At 59.4% G+C, this 14,249-nt stretch carries 15 protein-coding genes; 5 read left to right on the forward strand and 10 right to left on the reverse strand.

Going from position 1 to position 14,249, the window contains the following annotated elements; translation table 11 throughout:
* Positions 1-141 precede the first annotated feature (141 nt).
* Positions 142-996 (reverse strand): LysR family transcriptional regulator, encoded by an 855-nt coding sequence (locus tag CKW16_RS23090; protein WP_095130927.1) that lies wholly within the window; start codon positions 994-996, stop codon positions 142-144.
* Positions 997-1,086: 90 nt separating this feature from the next.
* Between CKW16_RS23090 and CKW16_RS23095 the strand changes: the two genes are divergently transcribed.
* Positions 1,087-1,524 carry a multidrug/biocide efflux PACE transporter gene (locus CKW16_RS23095; protein WP_095130929.1) on the forward strand — a complete coding sequence of 146 codons (438 nt, stop codon included), beginning with the start codon at positions 1,087-1,089 and terminating at the stop codon, positions 1,522-1,524.
* A gap of 206 nt (positions 1,525-1,730) precedes the next feature.
* Here the strand turns inward: CKW16_RS23095 and CKW16_RS23100 are convergent, their stop codons facing one another.
* Positions 1,731-3,344, reverse strand: coding sequence for an inorganic phosphate transporter (locus CKW16_RS23100; protein WP_095130931.1), 1,614 nt, complete (start codon positions 3,342-3,344; stop codon positions 1,731-1,733).
* A 239-nt stretch (positions 3,345-3,583) separates the two neighbouring features.
* A complete protein-coding gene (locus tag CKW16_RS23105) occupies positions 3,584-4,606 on the reverse strand; it encodes a transporter (protein WP_008145929.1) in 1,023 nt (340 codons plus the stop codon).
* 465 nt (positions 4,607-5,071) lie between these two features.
* Between CKW16_RS23105 and CKW16_RS23115 the strand changes: the two genes are divergently transcribed.
* Together CKW16_RS23115 and CKW16_RS23120 are read left to right on the forward strand one after the other, a co-directional pair.
* The gene (locus CKW16_RS23115) at positions 5,072-6,697 is read left to right on the forward strand and encodes a methyl-accepting chemotaxis protein (RefSeq protein WP_095130933.1); all 1,626 of its coding nucleotides are present in this window, start codon (positions 5,072-5,074) and stop codon (positions 6,695-6,697) included.
* Between the two features lie 269 nt (positions 6,698-6,966).
* Positions 6,967-7,314 carry a hypothetical protein gene (locus tag CKW16_RS23120; protein WP_095130935.1) on the forward strand — a complete coding sequence of 116 codons (348 nt, stop codon included), beginning with the start codon at positions 6,967-6,969 and terminating at the stop codon, positions 7,312-7,314.
* 15 nt (positions 7,315-7,329) lie between these two features.
* Here the strand turns inward: CKW16_RS23120 and CKW16_RS23125 are convergent, their stop codons facing one another.
* The 3 genes from CKW16_RS23125 to CKW16_RS23135 form a co-directional block, all read right to left on the reverse strand.
* Entirely contained in the window at positions 7,330-8,502 is a 1,173-nt protein-coding gene (locus CKW16_RS23125; RefSeq protein WP_095130937.1) for a GAF domain-containing sensor histidine kinase, read from the reverse strand.
* A 134-nt stretch (positions 8,503-8,636) separates the two neighbouring features.
* Entirely contained in the window at positions 8,637-8,942 is a 306-nt protein-coding gene (locus CKW16_RS23130) for a PepSY domain-containing protein (protein ID WP_095130939.1), read from the reverse strand.
* A gap of 109 nt (positions 8,943-9,051) precedes the next feature.
* Entirely contained in the window at positions 9,052-10,179 is a 1,128-nt protein-coding gene (locus CKW16_RS23135; protein ID WP_095130941.1) for a glycerophosphodiester phosphodiesterase, read from the reverse strand.
* A 234-nt stretch (positions 10,180-10,413) separates the two neighbouring features.
* On the opposite strand from CKW16_RS23135, the gene CKW16_RS23140 reads away from it, so the two are divergent.
* A complete protein-coding gene (locus CKW16_RS23140) occupies positions 10,414-10,770 on the forward strand; it encodes a DUF2025 family protein (protein ID WP_095130944.1) in 357 nt (118 codons plus the stop codon).
* Between the two features lie 87 nt (positions 10,771-10,857).
* On the opposite strand, the gene CKW16_RS23145 is transcribed toward CKW16_RS23140, so the two are convergent.
* Together CKW16_RS23145 and CKW16_RS23150 are read right to left on the reverse strand one after the other, a co-directional pair.
* Positions 10,858-11,181 carry an antibiotic biosynthesis monooxygenase gene (locus tag CKW16_RS23145; RefSeq protein ID WP_095130946.1) on the reverse strand — a complete coding sequence of 108 codons (324 nt, stop codon included), beginning with the start codon at positions 11,179-11,181 and terminating at the stop codon, positions 10,858-10,860.
* Positions 11,178-11,885, reverse strand: a complete 708-nt coding sequence (locus tag CKW16_RS23150) for a CTP synthase (protein ID WP_095130948.1) — start codon at positions 11,883-11,885, stop codon at positions 11,178-11,180. Before CKW16_RS23150 ends, CKW16_RS23145 begins: the two co-directional genes overlap by 4 nt.
* 15 nt (positions 11,886-11,900) lie before the next feature.
* Between CKW16_RS23150 and CKW16_RS23155 the strand changes: the two genes are divergently transcribed.
* Positions 11,901-12,842 (forward strand): LysR family transcriptional regulator, encoded by a 942-nt coding sequence (locus tag CKW16_RS23155; RefSeq protein WP_095131005.1) that lies wholly within the window; start codon positions 11,901-11,903, stop codon positions 12,840-12,842.
* Positions 12,843-12,849: 7 nt separating this feature from the next.
* Here the strand turns inward: CKW16_RS23155 and CKW16_RS23160 are convergent, their stop codons facing one another.
* Positions 12,850-13,389, reverse strand: a complete 540-nt coding sequence (locus CKW16_RS23160) for a DUF1003 domain-containing protein (protein WP_095130950.1) — start codon at positions 13,387-13,389, stop codon at positions 12,850-12,852.
* Between the two features lie 139 nt (positions 13,390-13,528).
* On the reverse strand, positions 13,529-14,137 hold the full coding sequence (locus tag CKW16_RS23165) for a TetR/AcrR family transcriptional regulator (RefSeq protein ID WP_095130952.1): 609 nt from the start codon (positions 14,135-14,137) through the stop codon (positions 13,529-13,531).
* Between the last annotated feature and the right edge of the window lie 112 nt (positions 14,138-14,249).

Genomic DNA, 14,249 nt, shown 5'->3' on the forward strand with positions numbered 1-14,249 from the left:
GTGATCTTGCGGGCCTCTTCGCGAGCAAGTCGAATCGTCGCACCGCCGCTCCCACATTCGACCGCATTTCTGTTGAAGGAACTCGGTCAACTGTGGGAGCGGCGGTGCGACGATTCGACTTGCTCGCGAATGGCAGCACTGCTATTCCAGCATTTTGCCAAGCAACCAACTCCCCGCCGGCCCCGGTGGATGCAGCCGCGACCACAGCGCATCGACGAACACCGGTTTCGGCCAGCCGCGCACGTCCAGTTCCTGCAACGTCCCTGGTCCAAACCGCTCCACCAGCCACCGGGGCAACGGCGCCCAGCCGAACCCGCCCTGGGCCATTTCCAGCAGCATCAGATAACTCGGCGCCGACCAGACGCGTCCCTTCGCGCGGCTTTCATACGGATTGACGATCGTCGCCAGACGCAGCTCCCGGTGTTGTTGCAACACGTCCTGATCGATGTGGTTCAGCGCCGCCAACGGATGCTCGCGGGACACGAACAGGGCAATCTCCGTCCGTTCTTCCACGGTCGAACTGACCAGGTCCGGCGGGTAACTGTCCTGTTTTTCGGCGAAGGCCACATGCGCCCGACCCCGTTGCACCAAGGCCACCAGGTCATCGCATTCAGCGATCAGGCATTCAAGTTCCAGGTCCGGATAACGCTGCTCGAAGGCGCTGAGCGCCGCTTCGAATCGGTCGGACTGATAAGTGTCGGAAATCGCCACGGTCAGCTTCGGCTCGACCCCTTGGGACAGTTGGCTGGCGGTCATTTCCAGTCGGCTGGTGGCGGCCAGAATGTCCTCGGCCCGTTGCAGCATCACGTGCCCGGCCGGGGTCAGGCTCGGTTTGCGGCTGCTGCGGTCGAACAGAGTCAGGTTCAAGTCGATTTCAAGGCTGGCCACGGCGGCGCTGATGGTCGACTGACTGCGGCCCAATTTGCGCGCCGCGGCGGAAAACGAGCCTTGAGTCGCTGCCTGAACAAAGGCCTGCAACACTTCTTGAGAGGCCATGAACTATCGCCTTGATCGATGGTTATTGGTTATGAAGTATCGGTGTGAAGAAGGATCATGGCAACCACAGTCACTCAGAGGAGTCTGGCCATGAGCGCCAACAAATCCATCACTGAACGTATTTTCCAGGCCATCGGTTTCGAATTGCTGGCCATCCTGATCTGTACCCCGTTGCTGGCCTGGATCATGGACAAACCGATGCTCGACATGGGCGTCGTGACCATGGCTATCGCGGCACTTGCCCTGGGCTGGAACGTGGTCTTCAACGGATTGTTCGACCGTGCACTCAAACACTACAACCTCGTGCACAGCGCGTGGGTGCGTGTTGTCCATGCGCTGTTGTTCGAAGGCGGTCTGGTCGCGGTGGGTGTGCCGTTGATTGCCTGGTGGCTGAAGGTCAGCCTGTGGCAAGCGTTCGTGCTGGATATCGGCGTGCTGCTGTTTTTCCTGCCGTATACCTACGTCTACCACTGGACGTATGACGTGGTACGGGAGCGGGTGGTGATGCGCCAGACCGTCTCGGGATAAAAGCAAAGATCTTTGACGGGTTTACTTACAAAAACATCCCGCCCGATGCTTCTACGCGCTGCAGGTTGGGGCAGGTGATCCAGTCCACCACTTGATCGCACCTGTAGGAGCAAGGCTTGCCCGCGATGAACGATAACGCGGTTTCAACTTGTAAACCGCGGCGTCTGCATCGCGGGCAAGCCTTGCTCCTACAGGTCATTTGTTAATCAGAAGAGTTTGGTGAAGAGCCAATACAAACTGCCCGATAACAGAATCGCCGCCGGCAAGGTCAACACCCAGGCCATCAGCAGGTTGCGGATAGTCTTCATCTGCAAGCCGCCGCCGTTGGCGACCATCGTGCCGGCCACTCCCGAAGACAATACGTGCGTGGTTGAGACCGGCAGGCCGAACATGTCCGCCGCGCCGATGGTCAGCATCGCGACGGTTTCCGCCGAGGCGCCTTGCGCATACGTCAGGTGGGTCTTGCCGATCTTCTCGCCGACCGTCACCACGATACGTTTCCAGCCGACCATCGTGCCCAGGCCCAGGGCGATGGCCACCGCGATTTTCACCCACAGCGGAATGAACCGCGTGGCGTTGTCGATCTGCTGCTTGAACAGTTGCAGCTTGCCGTTGGTGTCGGCGTCGAAGTTGCCGACTTTGTTTTTGTCCATCAGGCGAATGGTTTCGCTGGTCAGGTACATGTCGTTACGCACGTTGCCCATGGCCTCGGCCGGGACTTTTGAGAGCGAGCCGTAGCCCTTCACTTCGTTCCCGATATTGCCGGTCAACGCGGCGAGGGCAGGGATCAGTTGTGGTGAGGCTTCCTTGCTGCGCATGTATTCGGACAGCACCGCGCGAGGGTCGGCGGGCGCCGGCAGCGGCGAACTTTTGACCAGCGCTTGCTGGGTGACTTCGGCCACGGCGGCAAATTGCAGCGCCTGGTCCGCCGGCATGGTGCGGTTCAGCGCGTAAGCCATCGGCAGGGTGCCGACCAGAATCAGCATGATCAGGCCCATGCCTTTCTGGCCATCGTTGGAACCGTGGGCGAAGGACACGCCGGTGCAAGTCAGGATCAACATGCCGCGAATCCACCACGGTGGCGGAGTGTCGCCCTTCGGTGCTTTGTACAGCGCACGATTCTTCACGAAAGCACGCAAGGCCAACAGCAACAGCGCGGCAAACACGAAGCCGATCAGCGGCGACAGCAACAGCGCGTAACCGACTTTGGTTGCCTGCGCCCAGTCCACACCGCTGGTGCCGTCGCGGCCGTGCATCAGGGCATTTGCGACGCCAACCCCGATGATCGAGCCGATCAGGGTATGCGACGAAGACGCCGGCAAGCCCAGCCACCATGTGCCGAGGTTCCACAGGATCGCGGCGATCAACAGGGCGAAGATCATGGCGAAACCAGCAGAGGAACCGACTTGCAAAATCAGCTCCACCGGCAGCAGGGCGATGATGCCGAACGCCACCGCGCCGCTGGACAGCAGCACCCCGAGGAAGTTGAAGAACCCGGACCAGGCCACCGCGAAATTCGGCGGCAAGGAATTGGTGTAAATCACCGTGGCTACGGCGTTGGCGGTGTCGTGGAAACCGTTGACGAACTCAAAGCCGAGGGCAATCAACAGCGCCACGCCCAGCAGCAGAAACGGCGTCCAGGTGGTCACCACGGTGCCGAGTTCGTTCATGTCGTGCATCAGGCTGTAGGCGGTGAACAACAGCCCGCTGCCCAACACAGCGAAGAAAATCACGATGGTCAGCAGGCCGGGCTTTTGATCGAGTTGCGGCTTTGCGCTACTGGTGGGCGCCTGGGCGGCGGTGAAGGAAGGAGTAGCCATGACGGACAATCCTGAGGGGAGAAGGAGTGTCGCCCATGATCGTTGCTGAATATTACAGAGAGACTGCCCTGGATCAGTGTTTGGGGTTTTTGCTAATCCGTTAATCCGAATCCCCCCACCGTGATCGTTCCCACGCTCCGCGTGGGAATGCATCCATTGACGCTCCGCGTCAACGCTGGACGCAGAGCGTCCGGGGCGGCATTCCCACGCAGAGCGTGGGAACGATCGGCGGGAAAGGTTCAATAATCCTGGCGCTTGCGAAACGCCCAACGCCCGGCGATCACGGTAAACGTCGCGACCAATGCCACCAGAATCCAGAACCCCTCCGGGTCGCCGGAAAGCGGCACCCCACCGACGTTCATCCCAAAGAAACCGGCGATGATGTTGATAGGCAAGGCCAGCACCGTGACCACGGTCAGGGTGAACAGCGTGCGGTTGCTCTGTTCGTTGAGGTTGGCGGCGATTTCTTCCTGCAACAGCTTGATCCGTTCGCCTAGCGCCGTGAGGTCGTTGATGATCAACGCGAACTCCTCGGTGGACTTGCGCAATTCCTTCACATCCTCCTTCTGCAACCACTGCGGCGGGCGATTAAGCAGGCGCAGCAACGAGCCCGGCTCCAGCGCCAACAAGCGTTGCAGGCGCACCAGCACCCGTCGGTTGGCACCCAGCTCAGCCCGGTTGGTCGACAGCCGCGAGGACAGCAACTCATCTTCGATCTGATCGACACTGAGGCTGGTCTTGCGCACGATCTGGGTCAGCACTTCGCCCTGATCGCGCAGCAGATGCACCAGCAATTCCAGCGGCGAGCGAAAGCATTCACCGGCCTTCACCGACGAGCGCAGCTTGTCCACCGAGTGCAGCGGTTGCAGCCGCGCGCTGACGATCAGCCGACTGCGGGCGCAAACCCACAGCGTCGAAACATCTGAAGAAACCATGCTGCTGAGGTTGAACACCACGTCGTTGACCACCGCCAGCAACGCCGAATCCACATGCTCGATGCGCGTCGAACGCGAACCTTCATGCAGCGCTTCGAAAAATTCGTCGGGCAATTCCAGATGGCTTTTCATCCAGCGCTCGCACGCCGCATGAGCCAGGTTGAGGTGCAGCCAGAGAAATTCGTCGTTGTCGCCGGGTTGTTGCAGGCACTGCAACGCCTTGGCCGAATCGAGCTCCCGGCCGCGCTCACCGGGGCGAAAACTGAAACCGTACAGCAGACCGAACAGGTCCGTGTCGCGATGGCTTTGGTCGATGCTGTGGTTCATGAAGTCTCACTGAAGGAAGCGCTGTCGGTCGCTTTGTGTAGCAGCTGGCGAAGCCTGCGTTCGGCTCTGTAGCAGCTGTCGAGCTTGCGAGGCTGCGTTCGGCTGCGCAGCAGTCGTAAAACCTGAGTGCGAGGTTTTTCTGAAACACCGCATCGTCTGATTTCACGACTGCTTCGCAGCCGAACGCAGGCTTCGCCAGCTGCTACAGGTCGCGTTACGGCGGGTTTCACAGGTTCACTTGAGCCGCATCATCGCAAGGAGTTTTGACGGTTTTGTGACAGAGCAGTGAAGGCGAAATAGTGGCACTGCCGACGGTCGGAATTGATTAAAGAACCGCTCTGGCACGCCGATTACGCTTAGGTTAAGTTGCGCGCCTTCGCCATCAGCCAAGGTCGCAGACAGGGATGTCCGGACTTCTATCACGCCTCACCCGGCGTGCCTCATTCCTGTCATGAGTACCTTCCGATGTTTTTGCAAAAGTCCTTGAGAGCGCAAATTCTCGCCCTGCTGAGCGGCAGTCTGTTCGCGATGCTGTTGATCGCCCTGGCCTGCTTTCATTTTCTGTCCAGCGGTGTTCAGAACTACGCGAATCTGATCGAAGGCCCACTGCACACCTCGCAACTGATCGATGAAGCCAACCTGCAATTCAAAGTGCAGGTACAGGAGTGGAAAAACGTTCTGCTACGCGGCAAGCAGCCTGCGGACCTGGACAAATACTGGAAGCAATTCGAAGGCCGCCAGCGCGACGTGCAGGGCATCCTCGGTGAACTGGCCGGGCAGAAGGGTATCGAGCCGTCACTCAAGACTCGCATCGAACGCCTGCGGGACGAACATCGTCTGTTGGGCGCGGCCTATCAGAAGGGCCGTGACGCCTACGTGGCGGCAGGCGCCGACCCAACGGCTGGCGACACGGCGGTCAAAGGAGTGGACCGCGCGACCAGCGATCAGATGAGTGAGTTGGTCAGCGAACTGCGCAAGCAGGGTGCCGAACAATCGAAGCTGATCAGCGCCGACGCTGACCGCACCGTGTTGCTGGGGATCATTGTGATGCTCGCCTCGGGTCTGTTGATCGGGTTGCTGAGCCTGTGGCTGGTCAACCGCAACCTGGTCGAGCCGATTCGCAAACTGATCGAGTACGTGGCGCAACTCAGCCAGGGTCGTTTCGCCGAACGCGTGGCCAGCACCCGTCAGGACGAGCTGGGCAAACTGGCGATGGCCGCCAATACCCTGCGCGATTTTCTTGCCGAAACCTTCAACCGTTTGCAGCGCAGCGCCTCGGATCTGGACAGTGCCAGCGGTGAGCTGAATTCCATCGCCACGCTGATGGCCAGCGGCACCAACGAGCAGTTCAACCGCACCGATCAGGTGGCCACGGCAATGAACGAAATGTCCGCTACCGCGCAAGAAGTCGCGCGTCACGCAGCCGATGCGGCACGTGCCGCTGACGATGCCGACCAGTCCGCCCAGCAGGGCGAAAAGGTCATGCAGGGCACCATTCACACCATCACCCAAATGCGCGGCGAAATCGCCAATACCGCCACGGTCATCCGTCGTCTGGAAACCGACAGCGGGCGCATCGGCAAGGTGCTGGAAGTGATTCGCGGCATCGCCGAGCAGACCAATCTGCTGGCGCTCAACGCCGCCATTGAAGCAGCCCGCGCCGGTGAAGCCGGGCGCGGTTTTGCGGTGGTGGCCGATGAAGTCCGCAGCCTGGCCCAGCGCACGGCGGCGTCGATCATCGAGATCAACCAGATCATTCAAACGGTGCAAACCGGTGCGGTGGACGCCGCTCAGGCGATTGAAAGCGGTCAGTCGCGCAGTGAGGAAAGTGTCGAGCAAGTGACTCAGGCCGGCGCCATGCTGGAGCGCATCACCCTTGCCGTGGAAGCCATCCGCGACATGAACCGCCAGATCGCCACCGCCGCGGAAGAGCAGACGTCGGTGGCCGAAGACATCTCGCGCAACCTCACCGAAATCACCAGCATCGCCAGCACCAATCTGGACAACGTGCAGCGCACGGAAGCGGCCAGCCACAACCTGCACGGGTTGTCGGGGCAGTTGAATGAAGTGACGGCGCGTTTAAGCGCGTAACGGGAATGGCTGTGTACCGGTTTGCTTACCAAGTCGGTACACAGTCGATCTCAGTCACGGCAACCGCTGAGGCGTCCAGCGACACCTCTCTGGTCAGCACTTCGGCCTGATATCCCGTTCAGTAGGCATGACCGCTGGTCGGATTCGATCTTTCAAACCCGTTGATTTAGAGGGTACCTGTTATTTCTGACAGTAGACGGGACGCATTCCTGACGGCTTGATGATCGGGTCAGCGCAATGGCGCGATTATCCCGATAAGGAGTGTTCCCATGTCTACGCTTGAAGTGTTGGAAAAACTGACGATCCCGAGCATGACGCCGGTCGAAGGTCAGGAGTATGAGGGTGAGGTGTCTTTACTCTCGGCTCCCGGTCTGCGGGCGTTTGTCCCTGGCGAACAGGGTTTGAGCGAAGGGGATCATCTTGAAGTGGTATGGATCACCAACGCAGGCACTGAAACAGTTTTTATGCATAAGATCACCGTGATTGAAGAAGTAAACCCTGTGCATTTCTATGTGAAGGAAACCTTCATCACCCCGGGTTTGGTGACTACCTTTTATGAGGTTGTCAGAGACGACCGAATCTGGCGCTCCAAGCCGTTGATCATTATGGTCAAGTGATTCGAGCCTGGCAGATCACACCGGCAAGCTGAAAGTAAACGTCGTGCCCTGTTGCCCGGTCGAGACCACGTCCAGTTTTCCGCCATGGGACTGCGCAATCTGACTGGCAATGTACAACCCCAACCCGAGGCCGGTCTGCGGTGTTGCGCTGGCCGGTCGCGAGTAGGGCCGGAACAGATGTGGCAGCGCATCCTCGGCAATCAGCCCCTGATTGTTCACGCTCAGCACGAACTGTCCTTCATTGATCTGCGCGCTGATATCAATCGGGCCGTCGGGATCTCCGTGAGCAACCGCATTCGCCACCAGATTGGAGAGTAACTGCGCGACCCGCTCGCGATCGCAATGAACGCTGTGCAAGTCGCCGATGGACGATTGAATGGTGCGGTCGGGATGGACACTCTGAACCTCTGAAATCACATGCCGCAAGGCATCCTCGAGATCCGGGCACGGCTCGATGTTCACGGGAATGCCGCGGCCCAAAGAGCCGCGAGCGAAATCCAGAACGTCATCGACCAGTTTGGTCGCACGACGGGCGCTGGTGAGGATGTGCCGGGCTCGTTGCTGATTCGCCGGATCGGGTAGTTTGCGCAAGAGCATTTCGGCACCGGCGCTGATGGCGAATAAAGGGTTGCGCAGATCATGCCCGAGCACGGCGATGAACTGTTCGCGCAGTTCGGCGGTTTCCCGTTCCTGCCTCAACGCTGCTTCGGTCTTTTGCAGGTTTTCTTCGGCTTCGATCTGCAGCGCCAGCATCCGGGCGAAGGATTCCATGGTGCTCTGGATCGTGCTGGATTTGAGGGGCGCAGGGTTGGGATCAAGGGCGCAGAGGGTGCCGAAAAAGCGTCCGTCGGTGCGGAAAATCGGCACGGATATGTAGCTTTCGAACTGATAGAGGCGAGGGGTGTGGTGATCGCGGTAAAGCGGGTCTTCACTGGCCTTGTCGATGACCACCGAATGAGGCGCCTGACGAATTTCGTGGCACAGGGTCGTGACAAGATCCAGCTCACCGCCGACCTGCAAACCGAAATTCAGCTGATCGAGCACCGCACACGCTGTCCACGAATCTTCGGTGACCCGGGCCACAGCGGCGAAGCGCAGGCCGGTCAGTTCACGGATCACTTGAAGAATCGCCGGCACCGCACTGATCCGACCGATCGTGGCGATATCTGCTGCCGCTGCTTGCCCCATTTCAATCTATCCCTGCATGAACAGTGTGGTGGGATTCTAGCGGGCTGATGCTGCGTTGGTGCGATTTGATTGCTTGAATTTGACGTGCAAAAAAGCCGCACGATCCGAAGATCGTGCGGCTTGGTGTTTGTGCATCAGGTGTCTTGTTTGTCGCTCAGTACTTTGCCGGTTGCGGCATCGAAATCCACGTCCCACTCTTTTCCATCAGCGGCTTTCAGTTCGACTTCGTATTCATAGTTGTTGAAATGGTTGTCCAGATCCGTGTCGGTGATGGTCGCACCCGGATGCAGTTTCAGCGCAGCCTGGTTCATTTCTTCCAATGGCTTGATCTTGCCACTTTTGACCAGCTCAGGGATCTGGTCGACGCGGACATCGGCCTGGGCCAGGCCAGCGGTGAGGGTCAGGGCAGCGGCAGTGAACAGGGCAGTCAGGGTTTTCATGAGGTTCTATCCTTGGGTGATCTGTTTAAGTGGGATCAGGTTAACCGGAGCAACTTAATCCACCCTTAATTCTCCGAACGCGACTGGGTATAAATCGTTCCCACGTTCATCAGTAACCGTTGTTCTGCAGCAATTGAGCAACACTGGCCGCCGCCGGGCGTTTGTAGAACTTGAGCAGTTCGCTGGCGCGGTTGGTGAAGATGCCGTCGACGCCGGCGTCCATGACTTTCTGGTAATCCACGGCATCGTCGATGGTGTAGACGTGCACCAACAAGCCCTGATCGTGGGTGTACTGGTTCATCCACGGTTGCACCAGGTCCGAGTAACTCTGATCGCCACCCTTGGTCAGTGCGGCAGATGGGCCGGTGCCGATCGCGCCCTGGGCTTTGGCGTATTCGACCCATTGTTGGAATTCGGCTTTGTCTTTCGGTTGCTGTTTGGCGTAGTAAGTGGCTTTGTCCTTGTCGCCGGACTCGGCAAACGTCACCTTGGATTTCGGTTCAATACTGCCTTCACCGACCCACAGCAGGAGGATTTTCGGCACTTTCGGCATTTCCTTCTCAAGCAGTTCGAGGCTGCTCTTCTCGAAGGTTTGCAGCACGACTTTACCTTTGCCCTGGCCAACCGCCAGATTGCTCTTCGCCAGTTTCGAACCTGCCGGGCTCAACCAGCCGCGATCCTGAAGTTTTTCCTTGAGGTCGCGCTCGATCCCGGGAAACTGTTTCGGCTCTTTGGTTTCGATGTACAGACCGGGTTTGTGCAGCGGATTGCCTTGGGCAATGTCGATGATTTCGTCTAGGGTCAGGACTTTCAGACCCGCGTACGCAGGACGCGCGCGATCCGGGTAGGCGGTGTTGAACCAGCTCCCGGCATCGAGGGTTTTCAGCTCGGCGATAGTGAACTCGTTGGCCGGGCGGTCCTTGCGCTCAGGGAATTTGCTGGCGACGTCGGTGGTGCGTTGCAGGTTGTCGTCGTGCAGGGCGAACAGCACGCCATCCTTGCTGCGTTGCACGTCCATTTCCAGGTAGTCGACACCCAGATCGCGGGCCAGTTTGTAGGCCGCGGCGGTGGATTCCGGTGCATCGAAGGACGCGCCACGGTGAGCGATCACGGCCGGATGCGGGATGCCCGTGCGGGTTGCCAATGCGGTGGGGCTTGGTTCGCTGGTGGCCTGTGCCTGGCCGAGGCCCAGCATCAGACTCAGCAACAGGGCGCTCTTGGTGAAGGTAACAGGCATGGTCGAGGTCCTTTCGCAGATTTTCAAAGACGTATCTTTTAACAACTGAGCGCCGCTTGCGCTATCGCCAGACCGACATAAACGTGTTTAAAGCTGATTTTTTCAGCGCTTTTGTGCGCTTCTTTGCAGTACTCTTGGCCCCGGCAGTTACCCCGGCAGAGGGAACGCCCATTCGCTTGCCCTGCGTGTAAACCATCGATCACCGGTCCTTTACGACCTTTTGTGAGGTTTATCATGCGCATCACTTCCGAACTCATCTGCCAGGCCGCCGACCAACTCAAAGGCTTCGTCGGCCTCAATCGCAAGACCGGCCAGTACATTGTTCGTTTCAGCGAAGACTCTTTCGGCATGGACGTGGCTGACGACGGCATTATTCCCACCAGCGAATTCGTCTGGGCCCCAGGTTCCGCGCAGGCCATGACGCTCAAGCGTGAATTGATTCAGTTGCTGCTGGATCAGAACATCGATGACCGGATCAACATCACCGAGCCGTTGCGGGTGTACATGAATCGGCGGGAAGTGCCGGAGATTTCGGCGGTTCGCAGTCTGGTGAAGAGCTGTTGCGGTGGCTGTGGTGGTTCTGCAACATAGAATCTCCCACATTGGTCTTGTGATCGACACATAACCCATGTGGGAGCGGGCTTGCTCGCGAAGGCGGCCGGAAGAGCGCCGCATCATTTACTGCTTAAACGCATACGCCCGCTCAACCTTGCACACCCGCGTATGGCAAGACGAATACCAGGTCGACCGCCCGCGTTCGCGAATCTCACTGTGCTCGGGATGATGTTTCCACGCCAGAATCGCCGCTTCGCTGGCCCAGTAGGACACCGTAATCCCGAGCCCGTCTTCACCCCGAGCCGATTCCACACCCAGAAAACCAGGTTGCTCACGGGCCAGTTCGACCATGCGCGTGGCGGCCTGCTCGTAACCGTGATCACCGTCGGTACGCAGGGAGGTAAAAATCACCGCGTAGTAAGGCGCTGGCGGAGTCTTGGCGATCATGACTTCTGCCTCTTGCAGGCTGCGATCAACGCACGGACCAGCGGCGGCAGCTTGCCCTTGAGTGCTGCGCGTTCAGGTTGGAACAGCGTCGCGACGAAGAACGGATGCCCTTTGAGTTCCACCGCCCGCAAGTCGCCGGTTGAGTCGTGTCCAACGGCGCACAGCTGTTGGCTCAACAACTCACGTTCGAACGCTGGATTAACGCCGTAGCGGCAGCGATATCCTTCGACAATATCAGCGCTTTCGTACGCCTGGGCGATCAACGAGCCTTCCACCAGATGAATGCTGTCGACGGCCTCCACCAGCGAGCAGGTCAGTGGCGTGAGCAGCGCTCGCGCCGCATCGGGCGATGTCTCGCCGTGTTCGGCATCTTCCCAGCCCAGAACATTTCGGGCGTATTCGAGTACGGCGTGTTGAAAGCCGCCGCAGGTGCCAAGGAACGGCCGTTGCTGTTCACGGGCAAAACGAATCGCTCGCAACGCACCGTCCCTATCGCGGTAAGGGCTGGCGGGCACGCACCAGAAACCGTCGAAATCAGCCAATGGCGCATCGGCGCTGATGCGGTCGGTGGCCAACCACTGGAACTGCACGTCTGTGCCCGCCTGTTCAGCGGCCATGCCGAGGGCGACGGGAATGGCTTGGTGAGCGGTGACATGCGGGTCGTAATCGCCGATCAGGGCGATGCGGATTGGGCGGGTTTCCATGAGTGCGCTCCACGCTTGTTGATTCCTGGCACCCACTATAGATTGGCGTTCACGCACTCAATATTGGCGTTATCCCAATTGATCAATGCACCGACGCACTATCGACTGGATTACCCCGACCTGTCCCTGATCCTCGCGCTGGTGCGCGGCGGCTCTCTGGCCCGGGCGTCGACGCTGTTGAAGGTCGACGTTTCGACCGTATTTCGCGCCGTGCGCCGACTGGAAGCCGCGCTGGGCCAGCAACTGTTCGAAAAAAGCCGCGCCGGCTATTTACCCACCACCTTGGCGCAAACCCTGGCCGAGCAGGCTGAGCGGGCCGAACAGGCGCTGGAGGCGGCGCGCATTGGCGTGGAGCAGGGCGGTGAAGTCATCAGCGGCACCGTGCGCCTGACCTGCACCGATTCGGTCCTACAAGGTTTGCTGTTGCCAGCGCTCGCGAAGTTCATGCCCTGCTACCCGGCGCTGACCATCGAGCTGAGTACCTCCAACGACTTCGCCAACCTCAGCCGCCGGGATGCCGATATCGCCTTGCGCCTGACCCGCACACCGCCCGAGCACTTGGTCGGCCGGCGATTGGCCCAGGTTTCCTATCGAGTCTGTGCCAGTGAGACGTATCTGAAATCGGTCGATTCCGAAGATTTGGCTTCGCTGACCTGGATCGCCCCGGACGACTTCCTTCCCGATCACCCCACCGTCGCGTGGCGCCGTCAGCAGTTGCCCGGCGTCACACCGGGTTATCGCTGCAACAGCATGTTGTCGGTGACTGAGCTGGTGCGGGCCGGGCTCGGTGTCGCGGCATTGCCGGACTTCCTCATCGGTGAAGGGCTGCAACCGTTAAGTGAGCCGTTACACGGTTACGACACGGCGCTCTGGTTGCTGACCCGCCCGGACTGCCGCGCCTTGCGCTCGGTGGTGACGTTGTTCGATGAGTTGGGACGGGCGCTTCGATTGCCTTGAGCGAGCGCTAAACCTTCGGCTGATCTTTGCGCACGAAGTGCTGATGCATTTCCGACGTCAGGCTTTCGATGCGTTCGGTGAGGGCCTTGGTCATTTCGGTGAGCCGGGTGTTTTGTTCGAGCAACTCCAGCAGTTGCGCGGTGTTCTGCGCCGCTTGCGCCTGACGTTCACTGTTGGCGACGGCCAGGGTTTCGCGGTGCAGGGCGTCGGCGTCGGACTGGGCTTTATCCCGCGCCGCCTGACGGGTCTGGGCCAGCAGAATCAACGGCGCGGCATACGCCGATTGCAGGCTGAACGCCAGGTTGAGCAGGATGAACGGGTAGAGATCGAAGTGCGCCACGCCAAACAGATTGAGGCAAACCCATAACACCACGATCAGCGTCTGCGCACCGAGAAAGGTCGGCGTGCCGAAGAACCGCGCGAAGGCCTCGGCACGCAGGGCAAACTTGTCGTTGCCAAAGGTAGGCGCCAAGTGTGCATGGGCGCGATGAAAACGCAGATGGTCGACGGGGAGGGCGGGTTGAGTGTCGGAAGTCGTGGTGGTCATGGTGCTCTCTGCATGGCGCTGGGACTGAGGCTCACTATAGCCCCAGCGCCAGTTTCATTCTGAAACACATTGCGGAGTTTTATTCCGCGCTATTGATCACCACTAAAGCGGCGGACATTGTCATTTATTGCAACTCGATTTAGAGCTGATAGCAGGCCAGAAACATGTCCAGCGCCGACTCCACAACAGTGGTTTGCATCTCGGCTGACAGGCCGGGCAGGCCCATGGAAATCTGTGGCCAGAACGCAAAGGATTTGAGCATTCCCTGAATCTGTTGTGCAGCGAATTCGGGGGCGACCGGTTTCAAACGGCCATCGGCCTGAGCGGCGCGGATCCACACGGTCAGGCCTTCTTCGCGCTCACCCATTCGGGCGACCATGTTCTGGGCGCGCTCGGGGGAATGGATGGTGGCGGCGATGGCTACCCGCGCCAGGTCGAGAAAATTGTCATCGCCCAGCATCTGCAATTTCGCCATCAACATCCGGCGCATCTGATCGCGCAGCGGCAGGTCAGGGTGGTAGGGCGTTTCCTGTTCTGACATCACCCGCGCCCACAATTGATTGAGGATTTCGGCGAACAACTCTTCCTTGCTGGGGAAGTGGTTGTACACCGTGCGCTTCGACACGCCGGCGGTGGCAGCGATCTTGTCCATGCTGGTGATGTCGAAACCGTTGGCACGGAATTCGGCAATCGCCGCCTGAATGATGGCTTCGCGTTTTCGGTCGGTGAGGCGCTGTGGAGCTGTCATAAGTACGCTTCGGCAGGAAAAAGTGAGAATTACACTTGGCAGTTTACTTGTGATCGGGTTTGATGCAACCTAGAAACTACACTGTGCAGTGTAATGTTTTGTTAATCCTGCG

Origin of the sequence: Pseudomonas sp. Irchel s3h14 (assembly GCF_900187425.1) — a bacterium.
Classification (GTDB): domain Bacteria; phylum Pseudomonadota; class Gammaproteobacteria; order Pseudomonadales; family Pseudomonadaceae; genus Aquipseudomonas.

Coding starts and splice junctions, on each gene's coding strand:
- CKW16_RS23090 (WP_095130927.1), bottom strand. CDS start 996: ATGGCCTCTCAAGAAGTGTTGCAGGCCTTTGTTCAGGCAGCGACTCAA.
- CKW16_RS23095 (WP_095130929.1), top strand. CDS start 1,087: ATGAGCGCCAACAAATCCATCACTGAACGTATTTTCCAGGCCATCGGT.
- CKW16_RS23100 (WP_095130931.1), bottom strand. CDS start 3,344: ATGGCTACTCCTTCCTTCACCGCCGCCCAGGCGCCCACCAGTAGCGCA.
- CKW16_RS23105 (WP_008145929.1), bottom strand. CDS start 4,606: ATGAACCACAGCATCGACCAAAGCCATCGCGACACGGACCTGTTCGGT.
- CKW16_RS23115 (WP_095130933.1), top strand. CDS start 5,072: ATGTTTTTGCAAAAGTCCTTGAGAGCGCAAATTCTCGCCCTGCTGAGC.
- CKW16_RS23120 (WP_095130935.1), top strand. CDS start 6,967: ATGTCTACGCTTGAAGTGTTGGAAAAACTGACGATCCCGAGCATGACG.
- CKW16_RS23125 (WP_095130937.1), bottom strand. CDS start 8,502: ATGGGGCAAGCAGCGGCAGCAGATATCGCCACGATCGGTCGGATCAGT.
- CKW16_RS23130 (WP_095130939.1), bottom strand. CDS start 8,942: ATGAAAACCCTGACTGCCCTGTTCACTGCCGCTGCCCTGACCCTCACC.
- CKW16_RS23135 (WP_095130941.1), bottom strand. CDS start 10,179: ATGCCTGTTACCTTCACCAAGAGCGCCCTGTTGCTGAGTCTGATGCTG.
- CKW16_RS23140 (WP_095130944.1), top strand. CDS start 10,414: ATGCGCATCACTTCCGAACTCATCTGCCAGGCCGCCGACCAACTCAAA.
- CKW16_RS23145 (WP_095130946.1), bottom strand. CDS start 11,181: ATGATCGCCAAGACTCCGCCAGCGCCTTACTACGCGGTGATTTTTACC.
- CKW16_RS23150 (WP_095130948.1), bottom strand. CDS start 11,885: ATGGAAACCCGCCCAATCCGCATCGCCCTGATCGGCGATTACGACCCG.
- CKW16_RS23160 (WP_095130950.1), bottom strand. CDS start 13,389: ATGACCACCACGACTTCCGACACTCAACCCGCCCTCCCCGTCGACCAT.
- CKW16_RS23165 (WP_095130952.1), bottom strand. CDS start 14,137: ATGACAGCTCCACAGCGCCTCACCGACCGAAAACGCGAAGCCATCATT.